We start from the raw sequence: 25,292 nt of genomic DNA, 5'->3' as shown, positions 1-25,292 counted from the left end.
GAGGACCGCCGGCACGGGCCTGACCGGCCCTTGCATCGCAACAGGCATGCTCCGGGCACCATTAGTACCCGGGGTATTTTTCTTCGGATCAGCGCGATTGGAAGATGGCGCCATCGGCCTGCAGGGCATACGGCGCAACGCGCGCCTTGTACGCCAGCAAGCTGTCGATGACCTTCTTCGAATCGGCGTCGGCCCTGGCGCTTTCGGCCAGCTCCTGCGCCGTGGCGGTCTTCAGGGCCGCCAGCACCGATGGCGGCAACTGCCTGAGCGCCGTGCCCCGGCCTTCCAGTGCGCGCATGGCCACGGCATTGCGGTCCTGCGCGCGGGCCATGGAGCGCAGCGCGGCGGCTTGGGCCACCTGGCGCAGGATGTGCTGCAGGTCGGCGGGCAGCGCCATGAACTTCGCGCGGTCGATGAAGGAGTGCATCACCACGTCGGGCTCGTGCCAGGGCGCGTAGTAGTGCGGCGCGTACTGCGCCAGCGGCAGCGTGGCGTCGATGGCCGGGCCGACCACGTCGGCCGCATCGATCCTGCCCTCGGCAAAGGCCGCGACGATCTGGCCCAGCGGCAGGTTCACCGGCACCGCGCCCACGCGCGCCAGCACCCGCCCCGGAAAGCCCGCGATGCGGATGCGCACGCCCTTCAAGTCCTCGGGCGTCTTCAGCTCCTTGGCGAACCAGCCGCCCATCTGAACGCCGGTGTCGCCCACCGCCAGCGGCAGCACGTTGTGCTGCGCCAGGATGGACTCGAACAGCGCCTGCCCGCCGCCCTCGGCCAGCCAGGCGTGGTTTTCCAGCGCCGTCAGGCCGAAGGGGATGGCGGTGAAAAAGTCGATGGCCGGCACCTGGGCTGCGTAGTACTGCGCGGTGGTGTGGCCGATCTCGAATCGGCCCTCCTTTACCGCCTGCAGCAGCCCGGCGGGCGCGCCGTGTTTGCCGGGGTCGATGACCTCGATGGCCAGGCGCCCGCCCGATGCGGCGCGCACGCTGTCGGCAAAGTCCACGGCGGTTTCATGCAGCAGCGGCAGCGCGGTGGGCCACGAGGTGCCCATGCGCCAGCGGATGGGGGCGGGCGATGCCGCCTGGGCGTGCACGGCGGGCGCGGCGGCCAGCGATGCGGTGGCCAGCGCGGCAGCCAGTGCGCGGCGCCGGGGCAGGGGGCTGGTGGTGTCGTTCAGCATGGCGCATTCACTCCGCAGTGATCTTCTTGTCGGCCGCCAGGCGGGCCCACTTGGTGATCTCGGTGCCCAGGTAGGCCTGCGCCTCCTCGGGCGTGCCGCCTGCGATCTCGGTGCCCAGCGCGGCGAGCTTTTCGCGCACGTCGGGCGTGGCCAGCACCTTGGCCATGGCGGCGGCCAGCGCGTCGCGCACGGGGCGGGGCAGGGCGGCCGGGCCCATCAGCATGTACCAGGCGCCGATCTCGTAGCCGGGCACGCCGGCCTCGGCCACGGTCGGCACGTCGGGCAGGGTAGCCACGCGGCTGCGCGTGGTCACGGCCAGGGCCCGCAGCTTGCCCGCGCGGATGTGCTGCAGCACCGTGGGCACGGTGTCGAAGTTCACGTCGATCTGGCCCGAGATCAGGTCAGTGAGCGCCGCGCCGCTGCCCTTGTAGGGCACATGCGTCATGCTGGTGCCCGTGGCCAACTGGAACAGCTCGGCCGCGAAGTGCTGCTGCGTGCCCTGGCCCGACGAGGCGTAGTTGACCGCGCCCCTCTTCGCCTTGGCCATGGCGATGAACTCCTGCAGCGTCTTTGCGGGCGACGAGGCCGGCACCACCACCACCTGCGGCACGCTGCCGATGAGCACGATGGGCGCGAAGTCCTTGCCCGCCGCATACGGCATTTTGGGCGTGATGGCCGGCACCATGGCGTTGGAGCTCACGTGGCCCAGCAGCAGGGTGTAGCCGTCGGCCTTGGCCTTGGCCACCACGCCGGCGGCGATGGTGCCGCTGGCGCCGGCGCGGTTTTCCACCACCACGGGCTGCTTGAGCAGTTCGGACAGGCGCGGTGCGATCTGCCGCGCGATGAGGTCGGTGCCCCCGCCCGGTGCGAAGCCTACGACCAGGTTCACCGGCCGGGATGGATAGGCCTCCTGCGCGCCGGCCGGCAAGGCCAGGGCAGACAGGCAGGCGGCGGCGGCCACGATGGCGCGGCGGCGGTCGATATTTTTCATGGTCTTGTCTCCTCGCACCGCAGGGCTCAGTGGTATTCGGTCAGGCTGCCGAAACCGGGGAACTGGTCCTTGATGCCCATCTTGCGCAGGGCCGACCAGTAGATGACGGGGCCCGATGCGAACACCGGCTTCTTGAGCCACTTCTCGGCGTCATTGGCCACGCGGGCATAGGCCAGGTTGGTGCCCAGCTGCAAAATGGCGTCGGGCTTGGCGGCCTCGCAGCGCAGCGTGGCCTCGGCTAGTTGCTCGTAGGTCTGCGAGGCGACGTGGATGATGCTCTTGCACTTGAGCCCCTCGACGTGCACCACCTCGAAGCCGCGCGCGGTGAAGTAGTCGATGGCGTTGGTCTCGATCACCGGGTAGTAGGGCGTGAGCAGCGCGATGCGCTTGGCGCCGCACAGCTTGAAGGCCTGCTCGGCCGACTGCGCGCCCATGGTCACGTCCACGCCCGAGGTCTTCTGCAGGTGCTCCAGCAGTGCAAAGCTGCCTTTCTCGCCGCCCATGTAGCTCTGCGAGGACATGCCCAGCACCAGGTGGTCGATCAGTGCCTCGTTCAGGCGGCGCACCGAGTCGTCGAGGTTGGCCGTCACATTGCGCATGATGATGGACCAGTCCTCGTCCTGCTGGATCTTCTGGTTGGGCACGTAGTAGCGGTCGACGGCGTTGATCACGCCGCGCGGGCGCATGTCCATCATTTCGTTCTCCACGTTCACGTTCGGGCCGGGCGTCATCACGCCAATCACACCGCGCGGGCCGAGCGCATTCACATAGCGTTGCTCGTCGTGGGTGGAACCGTCGATTTCACGGATACCTTGCTGAAATGCATTCATTTTCTGTCTCCTGGGATTGAATGAGGGGTTGATTGGGGTGTTCATTGGCCGAATGAATGCATTCGAATGTAGGGAGACGGCCTGGGAATGTCAAGCAATTTGAATTCAAAGAGGCAAAATTCATCCTGAAATAGGCGTAATTTCCGCTGATGATGCTAAAAATGAATTCATAATTACCCATGTCCAAAGAATTCGTCCACACCACCCTGCTGGAAGACCTGCGCGAAGTGTTCGTGCGCGGCGAGGTGCCGCCCGGCCAGAAGGTGCCCGAGGCCGCGCTGTGCGAGCGCTTCGGCGTATCGCGCACGCCGTTGCGCGAGGCGCTCAAGGTGCTGGCCGCCGAGGGCCAGGTGGAGCTGCTGCCCAACCGGGGGGCGCGCGTGCGCGAGCTCTCGCTCGACGAGGTGGAGGGCCTGTTCGCGGTGGCCGGCGCGCTGGAGGCCCTGGCGGGCGAGCAGGCCTGCCAGCGCATCACGCAGCCCGAGCTCGACGCCCTGGCCGGCCTGCATGCGCAGATGCGCCAGGCCTATGACCAGCGCGACATGGCGCCGTACTACGCGCTCAACCGGCAGATCCACGAGGCCATCGTGCAGGCCGCGCGCAACCCCGTGCTGGTGTCGCAGTACAGCATCCTGAACGCGCGCATCCGCCGCATACGCTTCGCCTCGCCCATGACGCCCGAGATCTGGGCGCGCGCCATGGCCGAGCACGAAGGCATGCTCAACGCCCTGCAGCGGCGCGACAGCGCGGCCATGGCCAGCATCCTGAAAACCCACCTGCAGCACAAGAGCGAGGCCATCGTGCAGGCCATGCGCGAGGTCCTGGCCGCTGCGCCCGCGCCCCGGCGCGCGCGTGCCGCGGCCGCCTGAGATTGCACGGCGGCGCGCGGGCACCACCACCACACCAGCGGGAGACGACAGGCCATGAAGATCCAGAACGTCGAAGACATCCGCGTGCTGGTGGAGACCGCGCGCGGCGGCTCGCTCACCGCCGCAGCGGCCGTGCTCGGGATCACCCCGGCTGCGGCCAGCGCCATGCTCAAGCGGCTGGAGGCGCAGCTCGACGCGCGCCTGTTCGAGCGTTCCACCCGCGCCATGCGCATCACCCCGCAGGGCCAGACCCTGCTGGACTACGCCACGCGCGCGCTGGAGTTGCTGGAGGAGGGCGAGGCACAGCTGGCCAGCGAGAGCCGCTCGCTGGTGGGCACGGTGCGCGTGGCCGCGCCCTCGGACCTCACGCGCAGCGTGCTGCTGCCCTGGTTCGATGCCTTCGTGGAAAGCCACCCCGGCGTGCGCGTGGCGCTGACGGTGAGCGACCGCGTGCAGGACGTGCTGCGCGACACGGTGGACATCGCCCTGCGCTACGGCGCGCTCAGCGACTCGGGCCTGGTGGCGCGCCAACTGCACACCACGCGCCGCGTGCTGTGCGCGGCGCCCGCCTACCTGCAGCGCCACGGCGCGCCGCAAACGCCCGGGGACCTGGCGCGGCACAACTGCCTGACCTTCCACCTGGCGGGCAAGCGCTACGACGCCTGGCGCTTCGAGCAGGCCGGCCACTGGACCGAGGTGCGTGTGGACGGCGACCGCGACGCCAACGACGCGGCCATTGCCCACCAGTGGGCGCTGGCGGGCGCGGGGCTGCTCTACAAGTCCGAACTCGACGTGGTGCATGACCTGGCCTCGGGTGCGCTGGTGCGCCTGCTGGCGGACTGGCATGGCGAGCACTACCCGCTCAACGCCATCCTGCCCAGCAACCGCTTCGTGCCGGCGCGCGTGCGCGCGCTGGTGGACTTTCTGGCCCAGCGCTTTGCCGGGCTGCAGGCGGATCAGAAGCCCGGCGTGCCGGGCGCCAGCGGCCTGAAGCGGTAGACCAGGTACGGCGCCTTGTTCTTGCCCACCTTGTCGGCCTGCAGTACGTCGGTCAGCGGCAGCTGCGCAGCGCCGGTGTACATGTAGCCGTCGTGGTTGTAGGTCACGCCGTCGGGCCAGACCATGCCGGGGTCGGTCACCAGCCGCGTGTACTTGCGCGTGCCGGGCGGGATGACGCCCACGGCGCGCTCGCCCACCTCGGTGAGGTACAGGTTGTCCCGGGCGTCGATGGACAGGCCGCCGTTGAAGGGCTTGTCGGCATAGGTCTCGACCTTGGCGCCCAGCTGCTCGGGCGTGAGGCGCGCATCGAGCAGGTCGCGCATGCGGATGCGGTACATCTTGTAGGCGCTCAAGGGCGCGAAGTACAGCCACTCGCCCTTGCGGTCGAGCGCGATGCCGTCCACCCCCACGCCCAGCGCGAAGCTGCCGGCCGTGGGCTGGCCCACGTCCCAGGTGATCGGGTCCTTCAAGGGCAGTACGCTCTCGTGGCCCTGCAGCAGGCGGCGGCTCTGGCCAGTCTTGAGGTCGACCACCACCAGCGCGGCCTTGTCGCCAACGCCGTTGGAGTTCTCGCCGATGGCCTCGTCGGCGATCACGATCACCTGGCGCCGCAGGTCGACCGCGAAGTCGTTGTGCTGCGACTCGGTCACCGTGGCATCGCCGGTGATGGGGATGACCTTGTGCAGGCGGTTGGTGCGCGTGTTCCAGCCCACGAGCTTGGGCACCAGGCCGGCCGGGCGGCCCGCGGCCTGGTCGGTGGTCTTGGCCGAATCGAGCATCCAAAGGATGCCGCTGGCATCGGTGTGCAGGCCCAGCACCCAGTCCAGGCAGCGGTTGAAGTCGCTCTTCCAACTGCCGTCGGCGTGCTTGCAGCTTTGCCAATCGGCGCTGGGGTAGGGCGTGGTGCTGCGCCGGTCTGCGTTGAGCAGCGCCACCTGCACCTTGGGTCCATAGAACGGGTGGTAGCCCACGATGAGCCGGCCGTCCGGCATCTGCGTGATGCCGCCGATACCCGCGGCGTCGAGCCGGGCGTGGATTTCGAGGGTTTGCTGGCCCGTGGCTTGGGGGCCCGCCTGCGCCAGCGTGGCGGCGCCCAGTGCGGCGCATGCCATGGCCAACGCAGCGCGGTAAAAAATGGTCGGGTGCATTCGATCGGTCTCCTGTCGTTGTTGTGCGTGCGGGATGGAGGTCCATCCCGCACGGCCAGCTTAGGAGCGATCACGGCCGGGATAAAGCGCCCTGGGGCGCAAACAGTTTCGGCGTTCCGTTGAAGAAGATGCCGGATCAGTGCCGGGCTACTTGAAGGTCACGCGCACCGGCGCCGCACCCGGCAACCCGTCGTAGGTGGCCGTGACCGAAAGGCCTGCGCGCGGCGGCAGCAGCGCCGAGAACGAGCCCAGGCTCACCAGATCGCCCGGCTGCAGCGTGATGCCCTCCTGCTGCAGCGCGGTGGCCAGCCAGGTGACGGCGTTGAGCGGGTGCTCCAGGATGTCGCTGCCCTTGCCGCCACCCAGGCGCGCGCCCGCGCCATCGGTGAGCGAGACGTTCATGTCCGCCAGGGCCTTGAGCAGCGCGTAGCGCTCGCCGCGGTAGGCGGGTATGGGCAGCGGCGTGCCGGCAATGCCCAGGCGTGCGCCCACGTTGATGGCCGTGACGCCCGCGCCGTTGAGCTGCGGCGGCGCCTGCACCATCAGGTCGGGCAGCTCGATGAAGGGGATCACCTGGTCGATGGCGTCCAGCACCTCTTCGGGCGTCTTCGCATGGTTGATGGCAGCGCTCTTGACGCGCACCAGCATGTCGGCCTCGTACAGCGCGCGGGCGCCGAAAGCCGCCTCCACCGTGGCGCCGCTCTGCAGCACCATGCCGTCATAGAGCTTGCCCCACACCGGCTTGTCGGTGTTGAAGCGCTTTTGTACCGCCGGGTTGGTGAGCCCCGCCTTGTAGCCCACCACCTTGCCCATGCGCTGCGCCAGCAACTGGTTGAACTTGCCGCGCGTGCAGGCGCCATCGGCGTCCGAGAGGTTCACCGGGTTGGGTGCCGGGGTGCGCGCCACGTAGTGCGCCAGCAACTCGGCGGCCTGCGCATCGGTCAGGCAATCGGCGTGGGCGGTGGTGGCCGTGCCCAGCGCCAGCAGGGCGGCGGCGGTGGCAAGGGCTTGCTTTGTCAAGGGCATGGGTTGTCTCCTGTCGTTGTGTGCCATCGGCATCTCGGGCGGCAATGCCCAGCAGGACCAGGATGCGGCCGAGACCGCCATCCGGGCGCTGGGCTTCGAGGTCAGGGCCTGAAAAGGCCCTGAACAGGTCCTTGGGCTTTCAGCGGTCCACGTACTGCGCGTCGAAGCGCTTGCGCGCCGCGAGGTGGGCGTCGGCGCAGGCGCCGGTGGCCGGGTCGGCTCGGCACACGGGGCTGGGCTGGAAGTAGCGGGCCCAGGCATCGGCGCGGCGCTGCTGGCGCTCGGATTCGAGCCGGGCGGCCAGGGCCTGGGCGGTCTTGAGGTCGTCGTCGGCCTTCTTCTGGCCTGCGTCCTGCACCGGCGCAGCAGGCTGCGGGGCCTCGGCCTGCGGTGGTGCGGTCTGCGCAGGCAGTGGCGGCGCAGGTTCGGGGGCGGGCGGTGCTGGTGGCGGCGCAGGCTGGGCCACCGCAGGTGGCGGGGCGGCCTGCGTGCTGGTACTGCTGCTGTCGTCGCCCACAGGCCGTGGCTGTGTCAGCACGGCCGGTGTGGCTGGTGGCGGTGGGCGCTGGCCGACGATGGCGTCGTGGGCAAACAAGGCGGCCAGACCGCCGATGAACACGCCCAGCGCGATCCTGGCAACGTCTGGCAAAAAGGGGCCCCTGCCGGCCGCGGGTGACGAATCTGGTTGCATGGCACACCTCCTGAGGGCAGTGTAGCCGTGCGTGCGCCGGCACATTGGTCAAATCGCAGGCACCGCGTTGAAACCCGCGCCGGCACTGGGCCCGGCGGGCATGCACAGGTGTTATCCACAGAGTCATCCACGCTGGCTGTGGACTGCTGCACTGGGCTGCGTGGCAAGGTGTACCGGGGAGGTGCGCGGCGCCGCAGTCGGGCCATTGCCAGCCATGCGCCAGGGCCTGAAAAGTGGCCGGCCCACCGTGCTGCGGCGCGCGGCGGTGGGCTGATGAAAGAACAGGCACCGTATCGCAGCCCGCGCCAGTGCTGGCTTTGCGGTGTATTCATCAGGGTTTTCCACAGGGTCATCCACGGTCGCTGTGGATGGTGTGTCAACGTACGCAAGCCGCGCTGTCGGCGCGCCTCGTGGCGGACTTGGAGGGCGGCTGCTGATGAATTCGCAGGCACCGCGTTGCAGGCCGCGCCAGTGCTGGCTCTGGCGTGGCTGCACAGGGGTTATCCACAAAGTCATCCACGCCGGCTGTGGACTTTGCGGACGCCGTTTGCGCCCCCGGCGCGGCCATTGGTCAATCCGCAGGCACCGCGTTGCAAGCCGCGCCGGCATTGGCTTTGCGCGGCATGCACAGGCCTTTTCCACAGGGTCATCCACGGTGGCTGTGGACTGGTTCGCCCGCCCAGGCCTGGGACGCATGGCAAGGGCGCGGGCGGGGTTGACGGCGGGCGGGCAATCCGGTGGTGCTGGCGCAGCGCTGATGAATTCGCAGGCACCGCGTTGCAGGCCGCACCAGTGTTGGATTTGGCGTGCATGCCCAGTGCTTGTCCACAGGGTCATCCACGCCATCTGTGGACGGTGCGCGCGCATACGGGTGCCCTGCCGCACCCCCTGCGCGGGGCATTGTTGAAATCGCAGGCACCGCGTTGCAGCCCCCGCCGGCATTGGCTTTGCGCCGTATCCACCGGTGTTTTCCACAGGGTCATCCACGGTGGCTGTGGACTGCGGGCGCGGTGTCGGCGCTGCTGCGCGAGTTGCCTGCCGCTACTTGCCACCCCGAGCAGCCAGGGCCCGCACCAGGGCCCCGTCGGCGCGGGCCGCATGGGCACCGTCCACGCGGTCGGCCAGCACCTGCGCGAGCTGGCGCAACTGGCCGGGCGTGAGCCCCACGTTCATGCTGATTCCCATGTGCGACTGCAGCTGCGATTCGGCGCCGGCCAGGGCCGAGAGCATGCCCACCGTGGCGATTTCGCGGCTCTGCCAATCCAGGTTGTCGCGCTCGAAGATGTCGCCGAAGAGGTGGGTCTTGAGGTACTGGTCGATGGCCGGTGCGAAGTCGAACAGCGGGCCCTTGACGGGCGCACCCACCAGGCGCGTCTGGTTGGCCGTGCCGGCTGCCAGCAGGGCATCGCCCTGGGGGATGGGCCGGCTGGGCGCGCTCCCGGGGGCGTCCTGCAGGCCGCGCTGGCGGCGGGCCTCCAGCACTTTCAGGAGCTCGCCCAGCGCGTTCAGGCTGCGCGGGAAGCCCGCGTAGGCATACACCTGCACCAGAACTTCGCGCGCGTCGCCCACGGTAAGGCCCGCGTCCAGGCCCTGGTTCAGCGCAGGGCCCAGGCGCGCGATGTCGCCGGCCGCTGCGAAGGCGGCGATGGGCACGATGGCCTGCTGGCGTGGCGAGAGCGTCTCGCCGGTCTGCGCGGTGGTGGGTTGCATGGCCTTGGGCTCCTGGGGGCTGGTGGATGCGTGGCCCGGTGCAAGGGCCAGGCCGGCCAGCAGGCCGATGGCTGCCAGCCGGCCCATGCGCTCAACGCGCCGTGGTGGTGTTGCTATGGTATTGCTCATCGCTGACCTTCTCCATCCATTCGACGTTCTTGCCATCTGCCATGCCGGTCACGGCCAGGTGGGTCATGGCCGTGCTGGGCGCGGCGCCGTGCCAGTGCTTCACGCCGGGCGGACACCAGACCACGTCGCCGGGGCGGATCTCCTGCACCGGCTTGCCCCATTCCTGCGTGCGGCCGATGCCCGAAACCACCACCAGCCGCTGGCCTGCGGGGTGGGTGTGCCAGGCAGAGCGGGCGCCGGGCTCAAAGGTGACCTGCGCGCCCGAGGCGCTGATGCCCTTGTCGGCAGGCCAGACGGGATCGACGCGCACGCGGCCGGTGAAGAAGGCATCGGGCCCGGCGGCGGAGGCCTGGGCGCCGGCCCGCGTGATCTGCTGCGTGCTGGTGGCGGCTAAAGCGGGTGACTCGGTCGCGGCAGCCGCGCCGCCCTGGGCCATGGCCAGGGCGAAGGCGGTTCGCATGAGGGTGGGGTTCATGGGCTGGGGCTCCTGAAGGATGGAAATGGGGGAGGGGATCTGAGGGGCGCGGGAGGCCGGCTGTGACCACCACTGGCCCGCTGTAGTGACTGTAGGCACAGGCCATTGGGGTGAGAAGATGCCAAAATCGGCATGCACTTGTGCAACACATTCACCAATCCATGGCCTCTGGCGAAAACCTCAACGACCTGCGCGCCTTCGTGGTGGTAGCGCGTGAGCGCAGTTTCACCCGCGCCGCGGCGCAACTGGGCCTTTCGCGCTCGGCGCTCAGCCATGCCATGCTGGCGCTGGAGTCGCGCCTGGGCGTGCGCCTGCTGGCCCGCACCACGCGCAGCGTCTCCACCACCGAGGCCGGGGCGCGGCTGCTGGCCACGGTGGCCCCGCGCCTGCAGGAGATCGAGGCCGAGCTGGGCGCTCTGAGCGCCATGCGCGACAAACCCGCCGGCACCGTGCGCATCACCGCACACGACCACGCCATTGCCACGGTGCTCTGGCCCCGCCTGCAACCGCTGCTGCTGGAGTACCCCGACATCCGCATCGAGTTCAGCGTGGACTACGCCTTCACCGACATCGCCTCGCAGCGCTTTGACGCGGGCGTGCGCGTGGGCGACCGGGTGGACAAGGACATGGTGGCCGTGCGCATCGGGCCGCCGCTGCGCATGGCCGTGGCGGCCTCGCCGGCCTACCTGGCAGGCAAGGCGCTGCCGGTCACGCCGCACGATCTGACACTGCACCAGTGCGTGAACCTGCGCCTGCCCACGCACGGCGGTCTGTATGCCTGGGATTTCGAGAAGGACGGGCAGGCCCTGGCCGTGCGCGTGCAGGGCCAGGTGGTGTTCAACAACACCCAGTTGATGCTGCAGGCGGCGCTGGACGGCCTGGGCTTTTGCTACGTGCCGCTGGAGCTGGTGCAGCCGCACGCCGAGCACGGCCGCCTGGTGCCGGTGCTGCAGGACTGGTGGCCGAGCTTCTCGCCCTACCACCTGTACTATGCCAACCGCCGCCAGACGGCGCCCGCGCTGGCCTTGGTGATCGAGGCACTGCGCTGGCGTGAATAGGTGAAGAGTGCAGCAGCGGCATGGGCCATGCAACCATCACCCTCACAAGTCGGCCGCAGCGCACAACAGAAGTCTTGGCCGAACGGGTGTCTCGTTTGGCGCGCTAGCCTGCTCGCGAGCCGCTCAGGCGCAGCGCCTTCACCACCAGCGAAAACGCGGGTGAGGGCTGGCGCTTGCTGGGGTAGTACAGGTGGTAGCCGGCAAACTTGGGGCACCAGTCCTGCAGCACGCGCACCAGCCGCCCCGATGCGATGTGCGGCATCAGCTCATCTTCGGGCAGCAGGGAGATGCCCAGCCCGGCCAGCGCCGCGTCGACCTGCGGCGCGGAGGTGTTGAAGATCAGCGGCCCATCGACACGCACGTTCATCTTGCGGCCGCGCTTTTCAAAATCCCAGACATACAGACCGCCCGAGGTCGGCATGCGCTGGTTGATGCACTGGTGACTGGTGAGGTCCGCAGGCGTCTTGGGAATGGGGTTGGCCGCGAAGTACCCGGGAGAGGCGACCACCGCCATCTGCAGCGGCGGGCCGATGGGCACGGCGATCATGTCGTTGTCGATCGTGTTGCCCATGCGGACACCAGCGTCGAACCGGTCGGCCACGATGTCGCGAAAGCTGTAGTTCACGTCGAACTCCAGCTTGATCTCGGGGTACTCGCGCAGCAGCGGCGCGAGCTTGGGCAGCAGAACCGTGTGCAGCACGTTGTCGCCACAGGTGATGCGCACTGTGCCTGCGGGCTTGTCCCGCAGCTCGGTCAGCGCGTCGAGCTCGGCCTCGATTTCCTCGAAGCGGTGCCCGATGGCCTTCATGAGCCGCTCGCCGGCCGATGTCGGCGCGACGCTGCGGGTGGTGCGCGTCAGCAGCCGGATCTGCAGGCCCTCTTCGAGCCCGCGGATGGCCTGGCTGAGGGCGGATTGGGTGACGCCCAGCGTGCCCGCAGCGCGCGTGAAGCTGCCCTCGCGCGCGACCGTCACGAAGGCCAGCAGATCGTTGAAATTGCGTCGTGGCATCGATGGCGCTCCCTTGCGACTTGGCATCTGACTTGTTATCCAGGCTAATAAATGTATTAAGCATTCATTACCTAGTCAATGGATGCCCTGGCCGGCACACTTGCCTGCAAGCCCCAGCGCACCAGCACAGGCAGCGCGCTGCGCACCCACAGCACCAGGAACTCCGGCCATGAACCATCAAGCAGACCACACCCATCCATCCACCGTCGAGCCAGCCGGGCCATCGCCCGATCGGCGCGAATTCCTGAGGATCGCTGGCACCAGCGCAGCAGCAGCCGGCATGCTGTCGACGGCGGGCGGCACGGCATTCGCCGCTGCGCCGATGGGCGCAGCGCTGCCGTCGGGCGCCGACAACTTCTACACGAGCAACCAGGTCATCGTGCAGCAAGTGAGTTTCAAGAGCCAGTACCGCATGACCGTGACCGGCACCCTGTTCGTGCCCAGCACGCTGGACCGCAAGAAGCGCACCCCGGCCATCGTCGTCGGCCACCCCATGGGTGCAGTGAAGGAGCAAAGCGCCAATCTTTACGCAACGAAGATGGCCGAGCGGGGCTTCGTGGCTCTGTCGGTGGATCTGGCGTTCTGGGGCGGCAGCGAGGGCCAGCCGCGCAATGCGGTGTCTCCCGACATGTATTCCGAAACCTTCAGCGCCGCAGTCGACTTTCTGGGCAGCCAGGCATTCGTGGACCGGCAGCAGATCGGCGCCATCGGCGTGTGCGGCAGTGGCAGCTTCGTCATCAGTGCCGCCAAGATCGATCCGCGCCTGAAGGCCATCGCCACGGTCAGCATGTACGACATGGGGGCGGCCAACCGCAATGCGCTCAACCACTCGCAAACGCTGGCGCAGCGCAAGCAGATCATCGCTGCCGCCGCAGCGCAGCGCGACGTGGAGTTCAACGGCGGTGCAGTGCAGTACACCGGCGGCACGGTGCTCAGGCTGAAAGCGGACACGCACCCCATTCAGCGCGAGTTCTTCGACTTCTACCGCACTGCGCGCGGCGAGTTCACGCCCCTGGGTGCATCGTCGCAGACGACGACCATGCCAACGCTGAGCAGCAACGTGAAGTTCATGAACTTCTACCCGTTCAACGACATCGAGACGATCTCGCCCCGGCCGCTGCTGTTCATCACCGGCGATCAGGCCCATTCCAAGGAGTTCAGCGAAGACGCCTATCAGCGCGCTGCCGAGCCCAAGGAACTGCACTACGTGCCAGGTGCCGGCCATGTGGACCTGTACGACCGGGTGACCCTGATCCCATGGGACAAGCTGGCATCGTTCTTCGACCGCCACCTCATCAAGGCCCGGGCCTGATGGCGGCCCCTGCCATCACCGCGAGCGCCGGCATCCCGCTTGACCAGGAAGGCGGTGGTCGCCCTGCGCACTGGGGCGGAGTCTTCGCGATGACGCTGTGCGTCTTTGCGCTGATCGCTTCGGAATTCATGCCCGTGAGCCTGTTGACGCCGATGGCGTCGGACCTGCAGGTCACCGAGGGCATGGCCGGGCAGGGCATTGCCATCTCCGGCGCGTTTGCGGTGCTCGCCAGCCTGTCGATCCCGGCGGTTGCAGGGCGAATCCATCGCAAGGCGCTGCTGCTTGCGCTGACGGCGATGATGTGTGTCTCCGGCGCCATTGTCGGCCTTGCGCCCAACTACCTCACGTACATGGTGGGCCGGGCGCTGATCGGCGTGGTTGTCGGCGGCTTCTGGTCCCTGTCGGCTGCCACCGCCATGCAGCTGGTTCCACCGTCCAAGGTGCCCCGCGCGCTGGCCATCTTCAACGGCGGCAACGCACTGGCCACGGTCATCGCCGCGCCGCTGGGCAGCTACCTTGCGTCCATCATGGGCTGGCGCGGGGCCTTCTTGTGCCTGGTGCCCATCGCTGTGGTCGCATTCGCCTGGCAGTGGTTCAGCCTGCCACCCATGCCGGCCTTGCCGCGCGCAGGGTCCGGCAACGTGCTCAGGCTTTTCAAGAGCCGGCGGGTCGTGCTCGGCATGCTGGCGGTGGGCATCTTCTTCATGGGACAGTTCGCACTGTTCACCTACCTGCGACCGTTTCTTGAGGCGGTGACAGGGGTCGGTGTGTCGATGCTGTCCTTCATCCTGCTCGCGCTCGGCGCCGCAGGCTTCATCGGCACCCTGTTCATCGGGCGATTTCTGAAAGCAGGTTTCTATGCCACCCTGGCCATCATCCCGGTGGTGATGGCTGCCATCGCGCTGCTGCTCACGACCCTGGGCGGTTCCGTGGTCGCCACCACGGTGCTCCTGGCCCTGTGGGGCCTGGTGGCCACTGCGGCCCCGGTCGGCTGGTGGACCTGGATCGCGCAGACCCTCCCGCAGGACGCCGAGGCGGGCGGCGGGCTGATGGTGGCGGTGGTCCAGCTGTCCATCGCACTGGGGTCCACCGCCGGCGGACTGCTGTTCGACGGCAGTGGTTACCAGGCTACTTTCGTCTTCAGCGCCACACTGCTCCTGGTCGGCGCATTCCTCGTAACCATGACGGCGCGTGCGAGCCACGCGGGATCCGCATGACGCAACACCATTGCCTGCACGCCCCAATGGCACGAGCCCACCGATCCTCGCAGATGCGTGCCGCCGGCGTGGCCGCCGCGCTGCTCGTGTTCGGCTCAGGCAACGCTGCCGGACAGGCGCGGCCCACCGCGCCCTTGGCAAGCCAGGCAGACGCAGCACGGGCATCCGACACCTCAAAGGCAATACGCATGCAGCTCTCCGTTGGAAACCGTCGTTTCACGCTCACGGTGGCCGATACCGATGCCGCTCGCGCATTCGTCAGCCAACTGCCACTGACTCTGGACATGCCAGACCTCAACAGCAATGAGAAGCACGCCAAGCTGCCCAAGGCACTGCCAGCAAATGCAATTCGACCGGGCACGATAAGCAACGGCGACCTCATGCTGTACGGATCGGACACCCTGGTCCTTTTCTACCTGGGCTTCGAATCTGCCTACTCGTACACGCGCCTTGGCCGTGTCGATGACCCGAGCGGGTTGGCGCAGGCGCTCGGTCAGGGCACCGCTCGCATCACGTTCTCTCGCTGGTAGCGGTCACTCCATTGCGCGCCCACCTTGCATTGCAGGGGAATTATTAGCCACGGTAATAGCAGCAATAAGCAATCGTTCGGTAGTCAAACACCCGGCTGCTCGACAAACTCGATGTGCGGCAAAGAACGATGAGAACAACACGCCCAGCCACTTCGGCCAGCGCCCCTGCGTGGCCTCCACGAATGCGGTTTTCAAGAAGGACACAGTCCATGCCCCACGAAACACACAACGATCTGCCAACGGAAATCAGTGCCGACGAGGCCGCCCTGGTGCGGGACATGCCTGAGCTCAAGGGCGTCGGCCAGGCGCGGCGCACGTTCATGGTGCAGACCGGTGGCGGCGGCATCGGCCTTTTTGCCGCCAACCTGCTGGCCACGGAGTCCGCGCTGGCGCAACTGCCGCCGGTGCCGGGTGCGGCGTCTGCGCCCATCGTCGCGCAGAACGTCGTGAACGTTGCGTTCAAGGTCAACGGCACACCGCAGACGTTGCAGCTCGACTCGCGCGTGGTGCTGCTCGATGCGCTGCGCGAGCGGCTTGCGCTCACCGGCTCCAAGAAGGGGTGCGACCAGGGCCAGTGCGGCGCCTGCACGGTGCTGGTCGACGGGCAGCGCGTGCTCTCGTGCCTGACCCTGGCCGCCACGCTCGAAGGCCGGGAAGTCACGACCATTGAGGGCTTGGCAAAGGGCGACCAACTGCATCCGATGCAGGCCGCATTCATCAAGCACGATGGCTTTCAGTGCGGCTACTGCACATCGGGGCAGATCTGCTCAGCCGTCGGCATGTTGAGCGAGGCCCAGCGCGGGCAGGTCAGCCATGCCACCGAGAACGTCGGCAGGACAACGACCCGCCTGACGGACGACGAGATCCGCGAGCGCATGAGCGGCAACATCTGCCGCTGCGGCGCGTATCCAGGCATCGTCGCCGCGATTCAAGAAGTCCATTCGGGCCGGCAGGCAGCCCAGACCTGGGGCTTTGCCACCGAGGCGCAGCTTGCGATGGCATCCACCGCTTCAAGCCCTTCGAAGGAGGACGGCCATGAGACCGTTTGAGTATGTTCGCGCCGCAGATTCCGCTGCCGCTACCGCAGCGGTGTCGGCCATGCCGCAAGCCCGGTACCTCGCCGGTGGCAGCAACCTGCTGGACCTGATGAAGGAGGACATCGAGCGGCCCACGCGGCTGGTGGACATCACGCGGCTGCCGCTGCGCGAGATCCAGCGCACGCGCTCCGGGCTGTCCATCGGCGCGCTGGCGACCAACAGCGAGACCGCCAACCACCCGCTGGTCCGCGAGAGCTACCCGTTGCTGACGCAGGCGATCGTGGCAGGTGCCTCCGGGCAGTTGCGCAACATGGCGACCAACGGCGGAAACCTGCTTCAACGCACGCGCTGCAACTACTTCTACGACACATCGATGCCCTGCAACAAGCGCGAGGCCGGCAGCGGCTGCGGCGCACGGGAGGGCCTGAACAAGATCCACGCGATCCTGGGCTGGAGCGAATCGTGTGTGGCGACCTACCCTGGCGACATGGCAACGGCCTTGTACGCGCTGGATGCCAAGGTGCGTGTGCGCTCACCCGATGGGCGTGAGCGGCTGATCGCCATCACCGACTTCCACCGGCTGCCGGGCGACACGCCGCAGCGCGACAACAACCTGGAGCACGGCGATCTGATCCTGGCCATCGAGCTTCCCGTGCCGTCGGGCGACTTTGCGCGCCACTCGCACTACCTGAAGGTGCGCGACCGAGCCTCGTACGCCTTTGCAATGGTCTCGGTGGCCGCCGCGCTGCAGCTGGACGGCGCCACGATACGGCAGGCGCGCGTGGTGCTGGGCAGCGTCGCCCACAAGCCCTGGCGCAGCGCCGAGGCCGAGGCCGTGCTGGTCGGCCAGCGCGCCGATGAGGCCACCTTTCAGCGTGCGGCCGAAGCCGCGCTGCGCGATGCGCGGCCACTGGCGCACAACGCCTACAAGGTGGAACTGGGTCGTCGTTCTGTCGTGCGGGCGCTGATGCGCGCGTCGCGACTGGCTTGAGGAGAAGATCGCCATGGCACGCCATCTGGGCAAAGAAACCACCCGCGTCGACGGACTCGCCAAGGTCACAGGCCAGGCGAAGTACACCGCCGAGTTCCAGATCCCGAATGTCACCTACGGCTTCATCGTGCTGAGCACCGTTGCCAAGGGGCGCATCTCGGCCATCGACACACGGCAGGCAGAGCAGGCGGGAGGCGTGATCCGCGTCTTCACGCACCTGAATGCGGGCCGGCTGGGGCCGCCACCGGCCGCCGGGGCGGCACCCGGATGGGCGTGGCCGCTGCAGTCGGACCGGGTGTTCTTCAACGGCCAGCCGATTGCCCTGGTCGTTGCGGAGACCTACGAACAGGCCCGGCACGCGTCAAGGCTGGTGAAGGTCAGCTACCAGACCGAACCCCACAACACCGACCTCGCCACGGTGCTGGAGCGGGCGCAGCCTGACCCTGCCTCGGCCAAGGCCGTGCCCCGCGGCAACCCGGTGGCTGCCATGCAGGCGGCGCCGGTCAAGGTGGCGGCGGAGTACCGCATCCCCATCCACCACCACAATCCGATCGAGCCGCACGCGGCCATTGCCTTCTGGCAGGGGGATCAACTCACCATCTTCGACAAGACCCAGGAGGTCTTTGGCGTACAGAAGCACCTGGCCGCGGGCCTGGGCGTGCCGGCCGAGAATATCCGCGTGGTATCCCCGTTCGTCGGTGGGGCCTTCGGCGCATCGCTCAAACCCAATTACTACCCCTCCCTGACGGCGATGGCTGCACGCGAGCTCAAGCGCCCGGTGAAGGTGGTCTACACGCGGGCGCAGATGTTCACCGGCCATGGCTACCGGCCCCACACCATCCAGAAGGTGACGCTGGGGGCAGACCGCGACGGCAAGCTGTCGGCCATCATTCATGAAGCCTTTCACAACACCTCTTCGTTCGAGCCGTTCTCGGACGCCACCACCAGCTTTTTGAAGCAGGTGTATGCATGCCCGAATCTGCATGCGCCGCTGAAGGTGGCCGCCACCGACCTTGCCACGCCCACGTGGATGCGCGCACCGGGCGCCGTGAGCGGCATGTTCGCCCTGGAAAGCGCGATGGACGAGCTGTCGTACGCGCTCAAGATGGACCCGTTGGCGCTGCGCCTGGCCAACTACGCCGAGGTCGACCCCGAAAGCGGCAAGCCTTTCTCGAGCAAGGCGCTGCGCGAGTGCTACCGCCTGGGCGCAGAGAAGTTCGGCTGGGGCAGCCGCAAGGCCGAGCCCCGCTCGATGCGCGATGGCCGGCTGCTCGTCGGCTGGGGCATGGCCTCCAGTGTCTGGGGCGCCTTCCAGCAGCCGGCCAGCGCGCGCATTGTGTTTCGCGCCGACGGCACGGCAAGCGTCACCAGCGCAACCAGCGACATCGGGCCTGGCACCTACACCGTCATGACCATGATCGCGGCCGAATTCCTGGGGCTGCGGCTGGACCAGGTGCACTTCGAGTTGGGCGACACGCGCCAGCCCAAGGCACCGGCGCAAGGCGGCTCATGGACCACATCCAGCGTGGGTTCGGCCGTGCGGGGCGCTGCCCTGGCTATCACAGCGAAGCTCCTGGAGCTGGCGAACCGGGATGCAACATCTCCACTGCGGGGGAAGGCCCCTGACGAGGTGGAGATGTTCGACGGGGTTCTGCGCCCCAAGGGCGATGTGTCGCGCTCGGTGGCCATTGCCGACCTGATGCGGCGCACCGGCACGAACGAGATCGCCGAGACCTGCGATTCGACGCCATCGCCAGAGCGCGCCAAGTACGCATCGCTCGCGCACGGCGCCCAGTTCGTCGAGGTGAAGGTCGACCCCGACCTTGGCACCGTTAAGGTCACCCGCGTCATCGAGGTGACCGCCTGCGGCAAGATTCTCAACCCGCTGGCCTCGCACAGCCAGGAGATCGGCGGCGTGGTGTGGGGCATCGGCATGGCTTTGGAAGAAGCCACCGAGATCGATCACCGCTACGGCAGGATCATGACGGCCAGTCTGCAGCATTACCACGTGCCCGTGAATGCGGACATCCATGCCATCGAGACCATCTTCGTCGAGGAGGAGGACACCATCGTCAACCCGCTGGGTGTGAAGGGAATGGGCGAGCTCGGCATGGTGGGCATTCCCGCTGCCATCGCCAATGCGGTGTTCCACGCCACCGGCAAACGCATCCGCGATCTGCCGATCACGCCCGACAAGCTGCTGTGACAGCCGGGCGCTCCGGCCGCAAGGTCTGGCCTGGTTGAGCCTTCATGAAAGTTGATTTCATCCTAAACGGTGCGGTGGTCGCGACGGCAACGCTCGACGGCAACGCGAGTGCGGGCGATTTTGCGTTGCTGCTGCCGCTGGATTTGGTGTTGGAAGACTACGAGGCAACCGAGAAGATCGCAGGCTTGCCTCGGGCACTGGCCATCGGCGGAGCGCCTGCGGCCCACAGGCCAGTCGCCGGGGACCTCTGCTTTTATGCCCCATGGGGCAACCTGGCGATCTTCTACAAGGATGGGCAACTCTCGGACGGCCTGGTCAGGCTGGGGCGCCTTGAACCGGGATGGGACCCTGCGTGGCTCTTCGACGATCCCGCTGTGCGCTTGGTTGTCGCTGCCCCCTGAAGACCCGCTTCACGCCAGACTTTCCCCACTTCTGGCCGTCTGAGGAGAACCCTCTACAGATTCCATTTACAAGCTGATACGATTTGCGCATACCGAGCCGGGTGCTCCGTGGGATGTGCACCCCATGGTGGAATCCACGGGCGTTGTCCCGCAGGCAAGGTGCATTGGGGGACATTTTTCGAGGAAACACGCGATGGGCGCGGGCGGACGAAGACAACACGGGTGGGCATTCGGGCGGCTCGCAGCAGCGGCCCTGGCCCTGGCGGCGGGGCCGTTGGTGGCGGGCACCCTGGGCGGTACTCTGCAAGCGCAGATGCAGCTCACGGCAGGCTGCATGGTCGCCGGCAGTTCCGGTGCCACTGCGGGCGTGAACTTCGGCACCCTGGACTTCGGCACGCGCCCTGGCACCTTCACGGGCATCGTCACGGCCACCCCTTCGGGGGCCGAGGGTGTGTCCGGCCCTACCCAGCTTGTCTGCTCGCCCGAGGTGCTGGGCATCAGCATCCAGGTCGGTCCCGGCTCCTATGCGGGCCAGGGTACGGGCATCGGCACCGGCCCGCGCGCCATGCGCAATGGCAGCACCGCCGCGTACGTGCCCTACGAGCTATACCGCGACGCCGGGCACACGCAGCCCTATCCCGCCGGAACGGCCATCACCGGCGTCAACGTGCCGGCCAATGGCGCTGCGTTCTCGTTGCCCATCCACGGCCAGATCAACAAGTCGAATCCGGCGGCGCTGCCTGCGGGCATGTACACCGACACGCTGCAGGTCACTGTGACCTATTAAGAGCGGCTAACAAAACTCTTCTGACGTCGTTGGTCCGCCTTGCCGTGCTACAGCACTGTCTGCGGCTTTCCGCCTGGTCATACGATTGAATGCAAACCCGTATAAGCCAGCGCTGGGGCGGAAGATGGGCACGTGCACGCCTCGCGCCTGGCCTCCATTTTGTGCTGCCGCATGCCATGATGCATGCCAGACAACTCAACTTGGCAAGGTGTATCGATGGGGCCCGCACAAGAGTTCATCCGAACCTTCGTCGCTGCAGAGCGGCAAGAGCGCTACTTGGCGCTTGCCAGCAAGCCATCCCGAAGACGCGACTTCATCTCGGCGCTGGCGCACGACGGGCGCCACCTGGAGCGCAAGTTCATGCAGCAGATCCCGGCGGTAGACGCCGTTGCCGCCAAGGTCGCTGCGCTGCTCAAGTCGCTCGGCGCAGGCCCGCGCTGCTTCGTCGTTGCTGCAAGCCATGGCGAATTCGACAACTGCGCGACAGACACCGCGCCAGTGCTCGAAGCCCTGGTGGGCAAATCCACGGACTGCATCGTCTTCTTTCCCGGCGCCGGCCTGGCCTACTACGAGAACCACGAGGGTGAGTGCCACGTGCTTCGCCGCCCAGCCGCACACTGAACAGGTCGATCAGGCGCTTTGGCTCGATGCCTCAAGCGCCTGCACCATGGCTGCAAACCGGCCGAGCACGCTGCTGGCGTCTGGCGTGGTGCTGACCAGGCCGCTGTCCAGTTGGCTGGATGCATCGCGCGATCGGTTGACGTGCCCGACATACGCACGCATCGCTGCCGCCGAAAACTCGGGGTGGAACTGCACGCCCCACCCGCAGCCGCCCACGCGAAAGGCCTGGTGCGGCTCCAGATCGCTTCGCGCCAGCAGCACTGCCTGGTCGGGTAGCCGCAGCACGGACTGGTAGTGGACCAGTTGCGCAGGGAACCGATCGGGCAGGCCCGCCAGCAATGCGTCCTCGCGCGCGTCCTGGCTCAGGTGGATGGACTGTGTTCCCACTTCCGGCCCGCCAGGCAGTTCATCGACCTTGCCGCCGAACGCATGGGCGAGCAACTGGTGCCCGTAGCAGATGCCGAGCACCGGCACCCCGGCCTCGACGCAGCGCTTCATCCACAGCGCCAACTGCTCGCTCCAGGGAGCGCGGTCGGTCACCATGGCATGCGAGCCACTCACTACCACCCCGGCCACTTCCGAAGGGTGGGGCAGGGCGGGCGCGGGCTGCTGCGCGTCGATCCGCCGCATGGGCAGCGCTGGCGTCGCCTGCCCGAGACCCGCAGCGATCCAGTCGTCGAAGTCACCCTCTGATTCCCTGAGGCCTGGGAAGGTGTTGCCAGCGGAAATGATGAGCAACGGTTTGCTGGCGGGCTGCGTGCAATCGGGGCTGGCGCGGTCGGGCATGGCAAATGGGATGGGCACGGGAGGCACGGTGAACGGCGGGGAGCCGCATTATGGAGCCGCCTCCCGCGCGGGCCCCTTCATCGACCTCCAGCCACCATCACCTGAAAACCATCGCTGCAGGTCACCGTGACCTACGCAGCCTTGCCAGCTAGCGAGCGGGCCGCGTTGCAATGGGGGGCGCTGTTGCAAGGCCCGGGGGGCGAGAGACATTTGCGGCCTGCCCAGGCGCTGCGGAACCTGCGGGGGTTGCGGGGATTCATCGCCGACGCGGGCATGGTCTATCAAGTCGGGGTTAATATGTAAATAGTAATAATTCTCGTCCAACTTCGGGTTGAGGCTCCGGCGTGCTGAGCGCGGGTTCGCCGTTCGCATTTTCCCCTCCCATGAAACTACCTGATCTTCCCAATGGCGCCCGCGCCGTGGTGGAGGGCGTTGCCTCCTCCCATCCCCTTATCGATGCCGCAGCGCTGCGACGGCTGGGAGAGCTCGGTTTCCTGGAGGGCGAGCCGTTGACCGTGCTGCGCCGCGGCCCTGGCGGGCTGGAGCCCATCGCCGTGCAGATCGGTGATACCCAGTTTGCGCTGCGCATGCTGGAAGCCCAGTGCATCGAGGTGCGCCCGGTATGACGGGCCAAGGCGTTTCTCCCGTTGCCACCGCCGGCGCCCTGCCGAGTCTGGCCCTGGTCGGCAACCCCAACTGCGGCAAGACGGCGCTGTTCAACCTGATGACCGGTGCGCGCCAGAAGGTGGCCAACTACGCTGGCGTGACAGTCGAACGCAAGACCGGCACCACGCAGCTGCGCGACGGTCGCACCGTCGCGGTAATCGATCTGCCCGGCACTTACAGCCTGACGCCGGCCACCCCCGATGAGCAGGTGACGCTGGAAGTCATCGAAGGCCAGCGTGCGGGCGAGGCGGTGCCCGATTTGATCGTGGCGGTGGCCGACGCGACCAATCTGCGCATGAACCTGCGCCTGGTGCTGGAAGTGCGGCGCCTGGGCCGGCCCATGGTTCTGGCCCTCAACATGGCCGACGTGGCGCGCTCGCAGGGGCTCAAAATCGACCTGCAGCGCCTTTCGGCCGAGCTGGGCTGCCCGGTGGTGGAGACGGTGGCCGTCAGGCGCGACGGCCATGCCGCGCTGATGGCTGAGATTGCCGCGCAGCTCACCCGCCAGCCGGGTGGCGCGCCGGTGCTGGCCCCCGTGGCCGCACAGGCGGCGGGCACGGCGAGCGACCTGCAGCGCGAGGTGCGCCGCATCCTGGCGGCCGCCGCGCCCGCCGGGGGGCGCAACCAGCGCGTGCAGAACCGGCTCGACGCCGTTGTCATGCACCCGGTATGGGGTCTGGCGGTGCTGGCGCTGCTGCTGTTTCTGATGTTCCAGGCCGTTTTCTCCTGGGCCAACCTGCCCATGGACGCCATCAAGGACCTGATGGCCTGGCTGTCCGCACGGATCACCGAGAACATGGCAGACGGCCCGCTGCGCAGCCTGCTGGTCGATGGCGTGATCGCCGGAGCAGGCGGGGTGCTGGTGTTCCTGCCGCAGATCCTGATCCTGTTCTTCTTCATCCTGGTGCTCGAGGACTCGGGCTATCTGCCGCGTGCGGCCTTCCTGCTGGACCGGCTGATGGGCAAGGTGGGGCTGTCGGGCCGTGCTTTCATTCCGCTGCTGTCGAGCTTTGCGTGCGCGGTGCCGGGCATCATGGCCACGCGCACCATCGGGCCGTGGAAGGACCGCCTGGCCACCATCATGATCGCGCCGCTCATGACCTGCTCGGCCCGGCTGCCGGTGTACGCGCTGTTGATCGGTGCCTTCATCCCCGCCACGCCAGTGGGCTGGTTCGACCTGCGCGGGCTGGTGCTCTTCGCGCTGTACGTGGCGGGCGTGGTGTCGGCCATGGCCGTGGCCTGGCTGTTCAAGCGCCTGTGGATGAAGAGCAGCTACCAGCCGCTGATGCTGGAGCTGCCGCCCTACCGCATGCCCAGCCCGCGCAACCTGCTGCTGGGCCTGTGGGAACGGGCGCGCATCTTCATCGTGCGCGTGGGCACCATCATCTTCGCGCTGACGGTGGTGCTGTGGTTCCTGTCGAGCTATCCGGCGCCCCCGGATGGTGCCACCGGCGCCGCCATCCAGTACAGCGCTGCGGGCTGGCTGGGCCGGGCGCTGCAGCACGTGTTCGCGCCCATCGGCTTCAACTGGCAGATCTCCATCGCCCTGGTGCCCGGCCTGGCCGCGCGCGAGGTGGCGGTGGGGGCCCTGGGCACGGTGTATGCGCTGTCAGCGGCCGGCGACTCGGTGGCCGATGCGCTGGCGCCGGTGATCGCGCAGAGCTGGCCGCTGGCCACGGCGCTTTCGCTGTTGGCCTGGTTCGTGTTCGCGCCGCAGTGCCTGTCGACGCTGGCCGTCGTGCGCCGCGAGACCAATTCCTGGCGCTACCCGGCGCTGATGGCGGGCTACCAGTTCGCGCTTGCCTATGCGGCCGCATTCGCGACCTACCGTATCGCCCTGATGATGGGAGGAGGCTGAGATGAACGGACAGATGCTGGTCGTGCTGGTGGTGGTGGCCGCCTGTGCGCTGTATGCGGGCTGGAGCCTGGCGCCGGCCATTGCCCGCCGGGCGCTGGCGCAGGCCGCGCTGCGGCTGCCGCTGCCGGGCTTCATGGCCCGTTATCTCGGCAAGGTGGCGCTGCGCGCCAGCGCAGGTTGCGGCTGCGACGGCTGCGATGCCCCGCCCCCTGCAGCCAGGGAGCAGCCCATCCGCATCCACCGGCGCCCAGGGCCCTGAGGCCAGGGCTTGCCGCGGCCTCACGCTAGGAGCGGGCGCAGCAGAAGGCATCGAAGCGAAACGCTCGAAAACCGAGGATCGCTGGGTAGTACCGACAAGCCCAGGGTGGCCCCCTGGGCGCCGGAGGTGATACCCGGCGAGACCGGTTTGTCGGGCGTTGCAGCCGATGCTCCTTCTGCCGCGCACGCTCCTCAGCCCCAGGTGGGCGCACCCTGCGTTCGAGGCGGCCTTTCCATTGAGGAACCTGGCGGTCGATGCCATGGCGCACCATCAGGCATGGCGCACCATCAGGTCCAGTGGTGGCCTGCATGTTCAAGGCTTGTCGAACTGCGCCAGTTCAGTCAATTCCGCGCCAGGGTGCAAACAAAGCGCAAAAAACAAAAGCGCCTCGTGAGGCGCTTGTCTTCTAGCTATCTGGCGGAGACTGTGAGATTCGAACTCACGGACGGTTGCCCGTCGGCAGTTTTCAAGACTGCTGGTTTAAACCACTCACCCAAGTCTCCGGG

Annotated in this window: 25 protein-coding genes and 1 tRNA gene; 15 read left to right on the top strand and 11 right to left on the bottom strand. The window is 67.8% G+C overall.

The window, feature by feature from the left end:
- Nucleotides 1–88 precede the first annotated feature (88 nt).
- Genes ACSQ9E_RS23380 through ACSQ9E_RS23370 form a run of 3 tightly spaced genes read right to left on the bottom strand, consistent with a single transcriptional unit; the run spans nt 89 to nt 3,001 of the window.
- Nucleotides 89–1,180 (bottom strand): TRAP transporter substrate-binding protein, encoded by a 1,092-nt coding sequence (locus ACSQ9E_RS23380; RefSeq protein WP_436219319.1) that lies wholly within the window; start codon nt 1,178–1,180, stop codon nt 89–91.
- 7 nt (nt 1,181–1,187) lie between these two features.
- The gene (locus ACSQ9E_RS23375; RefSeq protein WP_057205411.1) at nt 1,188–2,171 is read right to left on the bottom strand and encodes a tripartite tricarboxylate transporter substrate binding protein; all 984 of its coding nucleotides are present in this window, start codon (nt 2,169–2,171) and stop codon (nt 1,188–1,190) included.
- Between the two features lie 26 nt (nt 2,172–2,197).
- Complete coding sequence (locus ACSQ9E_RS23370; protein ID WP_057205408.1) at nt 2,198–3,001, bottom strand: maleate cis-trans isomerase family protein; 804 nt, start codon at nt 2,999–3,001, stop codon at nt 2,198–2,200.
- Between the two features lie 179 nt (nt 3,002–3,180).
- Between ACSQ9E_RS23370 and ACSQ9E_RS23365 the strand changes: the two genes are divergently transcribed.
- The gene (locus ACSQ9E_RS23365) at nt 3,181–3,870 is read left to right on the top strand and encodes a GntR family transcriptional regulator (RefSeq protein WP_057205405.1); all 690 of its coding nucleotides are present in this window, start codon (nt 3,181–3,183) and stop codon (nt 3,868–3,870) included.
- Nucleotides 3,871–3,924: 54 nt separating this feature from the next.
- Nucleotides 3,925–4,869, top strand: a complete 945-nt coding sequence (locus tag ACSQ9E_RS23360; protein ID WP_436176893.1) for a LysR family transcriptional regulator — start codon at nt 3,925–3,927, stop codon at nt 4,867–4,869.
- Here the strand turns inward: ACSQ9E_RS23360 and ACSQ9E_RS23355 are convergent.
- From ACSQ9E_RS23355 to ACSQ9E_RS23335, 5 genes are all read right to left on the bottom strand, one after another.
- Entirely contained in the window at nt 4,827–6,017 is a 1,191-nt protein-coding gene (locus tag ACSQ9E_RS23355; RefSeq protein WP_436176894.1) for an L-dopachrome tautomerase-related protein, read from the bottom strand. The genes ACSQ9E_RS23360 and ACSQ9E_RS23355 overlap by 43 nt on opposite strands.
- 147 nt (nt 6,018–6,164) lie before the next feature.
- Entirely contained in the window at nt 6,165–7,043 is an 879-nt protein-coding gene (locus ACSQ9E_RS23350) for a 2-keto-4-pentenoate hydratase (protein ID WP_436219318.1), read from the bottom strand.
- 139 nt (nt 7,044–7,182) lie between these two features.
- The gene (locus ACSQ9E_RS23345) at nt 7,183–7,734 is read right to left on the bottom strand and encodes a hypothetical protein (protein WP_057201514.1); all 552 of its coding nucleotides are present in this window, start codon (nt 7,732–7,734) and stop codon (nt 7,183–7,185) included.
- A gap of 1,041 nt (nt 7,735–8,775) precedes the next feature.
- Nucleotides 8,776–9,573 (bottom strand): carboxymuconolactone decarboxylase family protein, encoded by a 798-nt coding sequence (locus tag ACSQ9E_RS23340; RefSeq protein WP_436219317.1) that lies wholly within the window; start codon nt 9,571–9,573, stop codon nt 8,776–8,778.
- Nucleotides 9,536–10,009: a (R)-mandelonitrile lyase gene (locus tag ACSQ9E_RS23335; RefSeq protein ID WP_436220256.1), complete on the bottom strand. Its 474-nt coding sequence runs from the start codon at nt 10,007–10,009 to the stop codon at nt 9,536–9,538. Before ACSQ9E_RS23335 ends, ACSQ9E_RS23340 begins: the two co-directional genes overlap by 38 nt.
- 200 nt (nt 10,010–10,209) lie before the next feature.
- Here ACSQ9E_RS23335 and ACSQ9E_RS23330 point away from each other — a divergent pair, with 200 nt between their 5' ends.
- Nucleotides 10,210–11,106, top strand: coding sequence for a LysR family transcriptional regulator (locus tag ACSQ9E_RS23330; RefSeq protein WP_428002331.1), 897 nt, complete (start codon nt 10,210–10,212; stop codon nt 11,104–11,106).
- Between the two features lie 103 nt (nt 11,107–11,209).
- On the opposite strand, the gene ACSQ9E_RS23325 is transcribed toward ACSQ9E_RS23330, so the two are convergent.
- Nucleotides 11,210–12,115 (bottom strand): LysR family transcriptional regulator, encoded by a 906-nt coding sequence (locus ACSQ9E_RS23325; RefSeq protein ID WP_436219316.1) that lies wholly within the window; start codon nt 12,113–12,115, stop codon nt 11,210–11,212.
- 169 nt (nt 12,116–12,284) lie between these two features.
- Here ACSQ9E_RS23325 and ACSQ9E_RS23320 point away from each other — a divergent pair, with 169 nt between their 5' ends.
- The 9 genes from ACSQ9E_RS23320 (at nt 12,285) to ACSQ9E_RS23280 (ending at nt 21,217) form a co-directional block, all read left to right on the top strand.
- Nucleotides 12,285–13,427: an alpha/beta hydrolase gene (locus ACSQ9E_RS23320; RefSeq protein ID WP_436219315.1), complete on the top strand. Its 1,143-nt coding sequence runs from the start codon at nt 12,285–12,287 to the stop codon at nt 13,425–13,427.
- Nucleotides 13,427–14,644: an MFS transporter gene (locus ACSQ9E_RS23315; protein ID WP_082604115.1), complete on the top strand. Its 1,218-nt coding sequence runs from the start codon at nt 13,427–13,429 to the stop codon at nt 14,642–14,644. Before ACSQ9E_RS23320 ends, ACSQ9E_RS23315 begins: the two co-directional genes overlap by 1 nt.
- On the top strand, nt 14,641–15,174 hold the full coding sequence (locus ACSQ9E_RS23310) for a cyclophilin-like fold protein (protein WP_436219314.1): 534 nt from the start codon (nt 14,641–14,643) through the stop codon (nt 15,172–15,174). The genes ACSQ9E_RS23315 and ACSQ9E_RS23310 overlap by 4 nt, the downstream gene beginning before the upstream one ends.
- A 209-nt stretch (nt 15,175–15,383) precedes the next feature.
- Nucleotides 15,384–16,223, top strand: coding sequence for a 2Fe-2S iron-sulfur cluster-binding protein (locus ACSQ9E_RS23305; RefSeq protein WP_436219313.1), 840 nt, complete (start codon nt 15,384–15,386; stop codon nt 16,221–16,223).
- Nucleotides 16,210–17,202, top strand: a complete 993-nt coding sequence (locus ACSQ9E_RS23300) for an FAD binding domain-containing protein (protein WP_436219312.1) — start codon at nt 16,210–16,212, stop codon at nt 17,200–17,202. The genes ACSQ9E_RS23305 and ACSQ9E_RS23300 overlap by 14 nt, the downstream gene beginning before the upstream one ends.
- A 13-nt stretch (nt 17,203–17,215) precedes the next feature.
- Nucleotides 17,216–19,408 (top strand): xanthine dehydrogenase family protein molybdopterin-binding subunit, encoded by a 2,193-nt coding sequence (locus ACSQ9E_RS23295; RefSeq protein WP_436219311.1) that lies wholly within the window; start codon nt 17,216–17,218, stop codon nt 19,406–19,408.
- A 44-nt stretch (nt 19,409–19,452) separates the two neighbouring features.
- Complete coding sequence (locus ACSQ9E_RS23290; protein ID WP_428002323.1) at nt 19,453–19,809, top strand: cyclophilin-like fold protein; 357 nt, start codon at nt 19,453–19,455, stop codon at nt 19,807–19,809.
- A 193-nt stretch (nt 19,810–20,002) separates the two neighbouring features.
- The gene (locus ACSQ9E_RS23285; protein WP_057264944.1) at nt 20,003–20,596 is read left to right on the top strand and encodes a Csu type fimbrial protein; all 594 of its coding nucleotides are present in this window, start codon (nt 20,003–20,005) and stop codon (nt 20,594–20,596) included.
- 216 nt (nt 20,597–20,812) lie between these two features.
- Nucleotides 20,813–21,217, top strand: a complete 405-nt coding sequence (locus ACSQ9E_RS23280) for a hypothetical protein (protein ID WP_057201505.1) — start codon at nt 20,813–20,815, stop codon at nt 21,215–21,217.
- Between the two features lie 9 nt (nt 21,218–21,226).
- Here ACSQ9E_RS23280 and ACSQ9E_RS23275 read toward each other — a convergent pair whose 3' ends face one another.
- On the bottom strand, nt 21,227–22,021 hold the full coding sequence (locus ACSQ9E_RS23275; RefSeq protein WP_369819450.1) for a glutamine amidotransferase: 795 nt from the start codon (nt 22,019–22,021) through the stop codon (nt 21,227–21,229).
- A 365-nt stretch (nt 22,022–22,386) separates the two neighbouring features.
- Here ACSQ9E_RS23275 and ACSQ9E_RS23270 point away from each other — a divergent pair, with 365 nt between their 5' ends.
- From ACSQ9E_RS23270 to ACSQ9E_RS23260, 3 genes are read left to right on the top strand one after another with little or no spacing between them, the layout of a single operon-like run.
- On the top strand, nt 22,387–22,629 hold the full coding sequence (locus ACSQ9E_RS23270; protein WP_082604113.1) for a FeoA family protein: 243 nt from the start codon (nt 22,387–22,389) through the stop codon (nt 22,627–22,629).
- A complete protein-coding gene (feoB, locus tag ACSQ9E_RS23265; RefSeq protein ID WP_436219310.1) occupies nt 22,626–24,527 on the top strand; it encodes a ferrous iron transport protein B in 1,902 nt (633 codons plus the stop codon). Before ACSQ9E_RS23270 ends, feoB begins: the two co-directional genes overlap by 4 nt.
- 1 nt (nt 24,528) lies before the next feature.
- Nucleotides 24,529–24,786: a DUF6587 family protein gene (locus tag ACSQ9E_RS23260; RefSeq protein WP_436219309.1), complete on the top strand. Its 258-nt coding sequence runs from the start codon at nt 24,529–24,531 to the stop codon at nt 24,784–24,786.
- A 415-nt stretch (nt 24,787–25,201) separates the two neighbouring features.
- On the opposite strand, the gene ACSQ9E_RS23255 is transcribed toward ACSQ9E_RS23260, so the two are convergent.
- Nucleotides 25,202–25,289, bottom strand: a tRNA-Ser gene (locus ACSQ9E_RS23255).
- Between the last annotated feature and the right edge of the window lie 3 nt (nt 25,290–25,292).

This window comes from Acidovorax sp. LjRoot118, assembly GCF_964253575.1.
GTDB lineage: Bacteria > Pseudomonadota > Gammaproteobacteria > Burkholderiales > Burkholderiaceae_C > Acidovorax.
The sequence above is the reverse complement of the archived record's forward strand: the minus strand, read 5'-3'. Positions and strand labels throughout refer to the sequence as shown.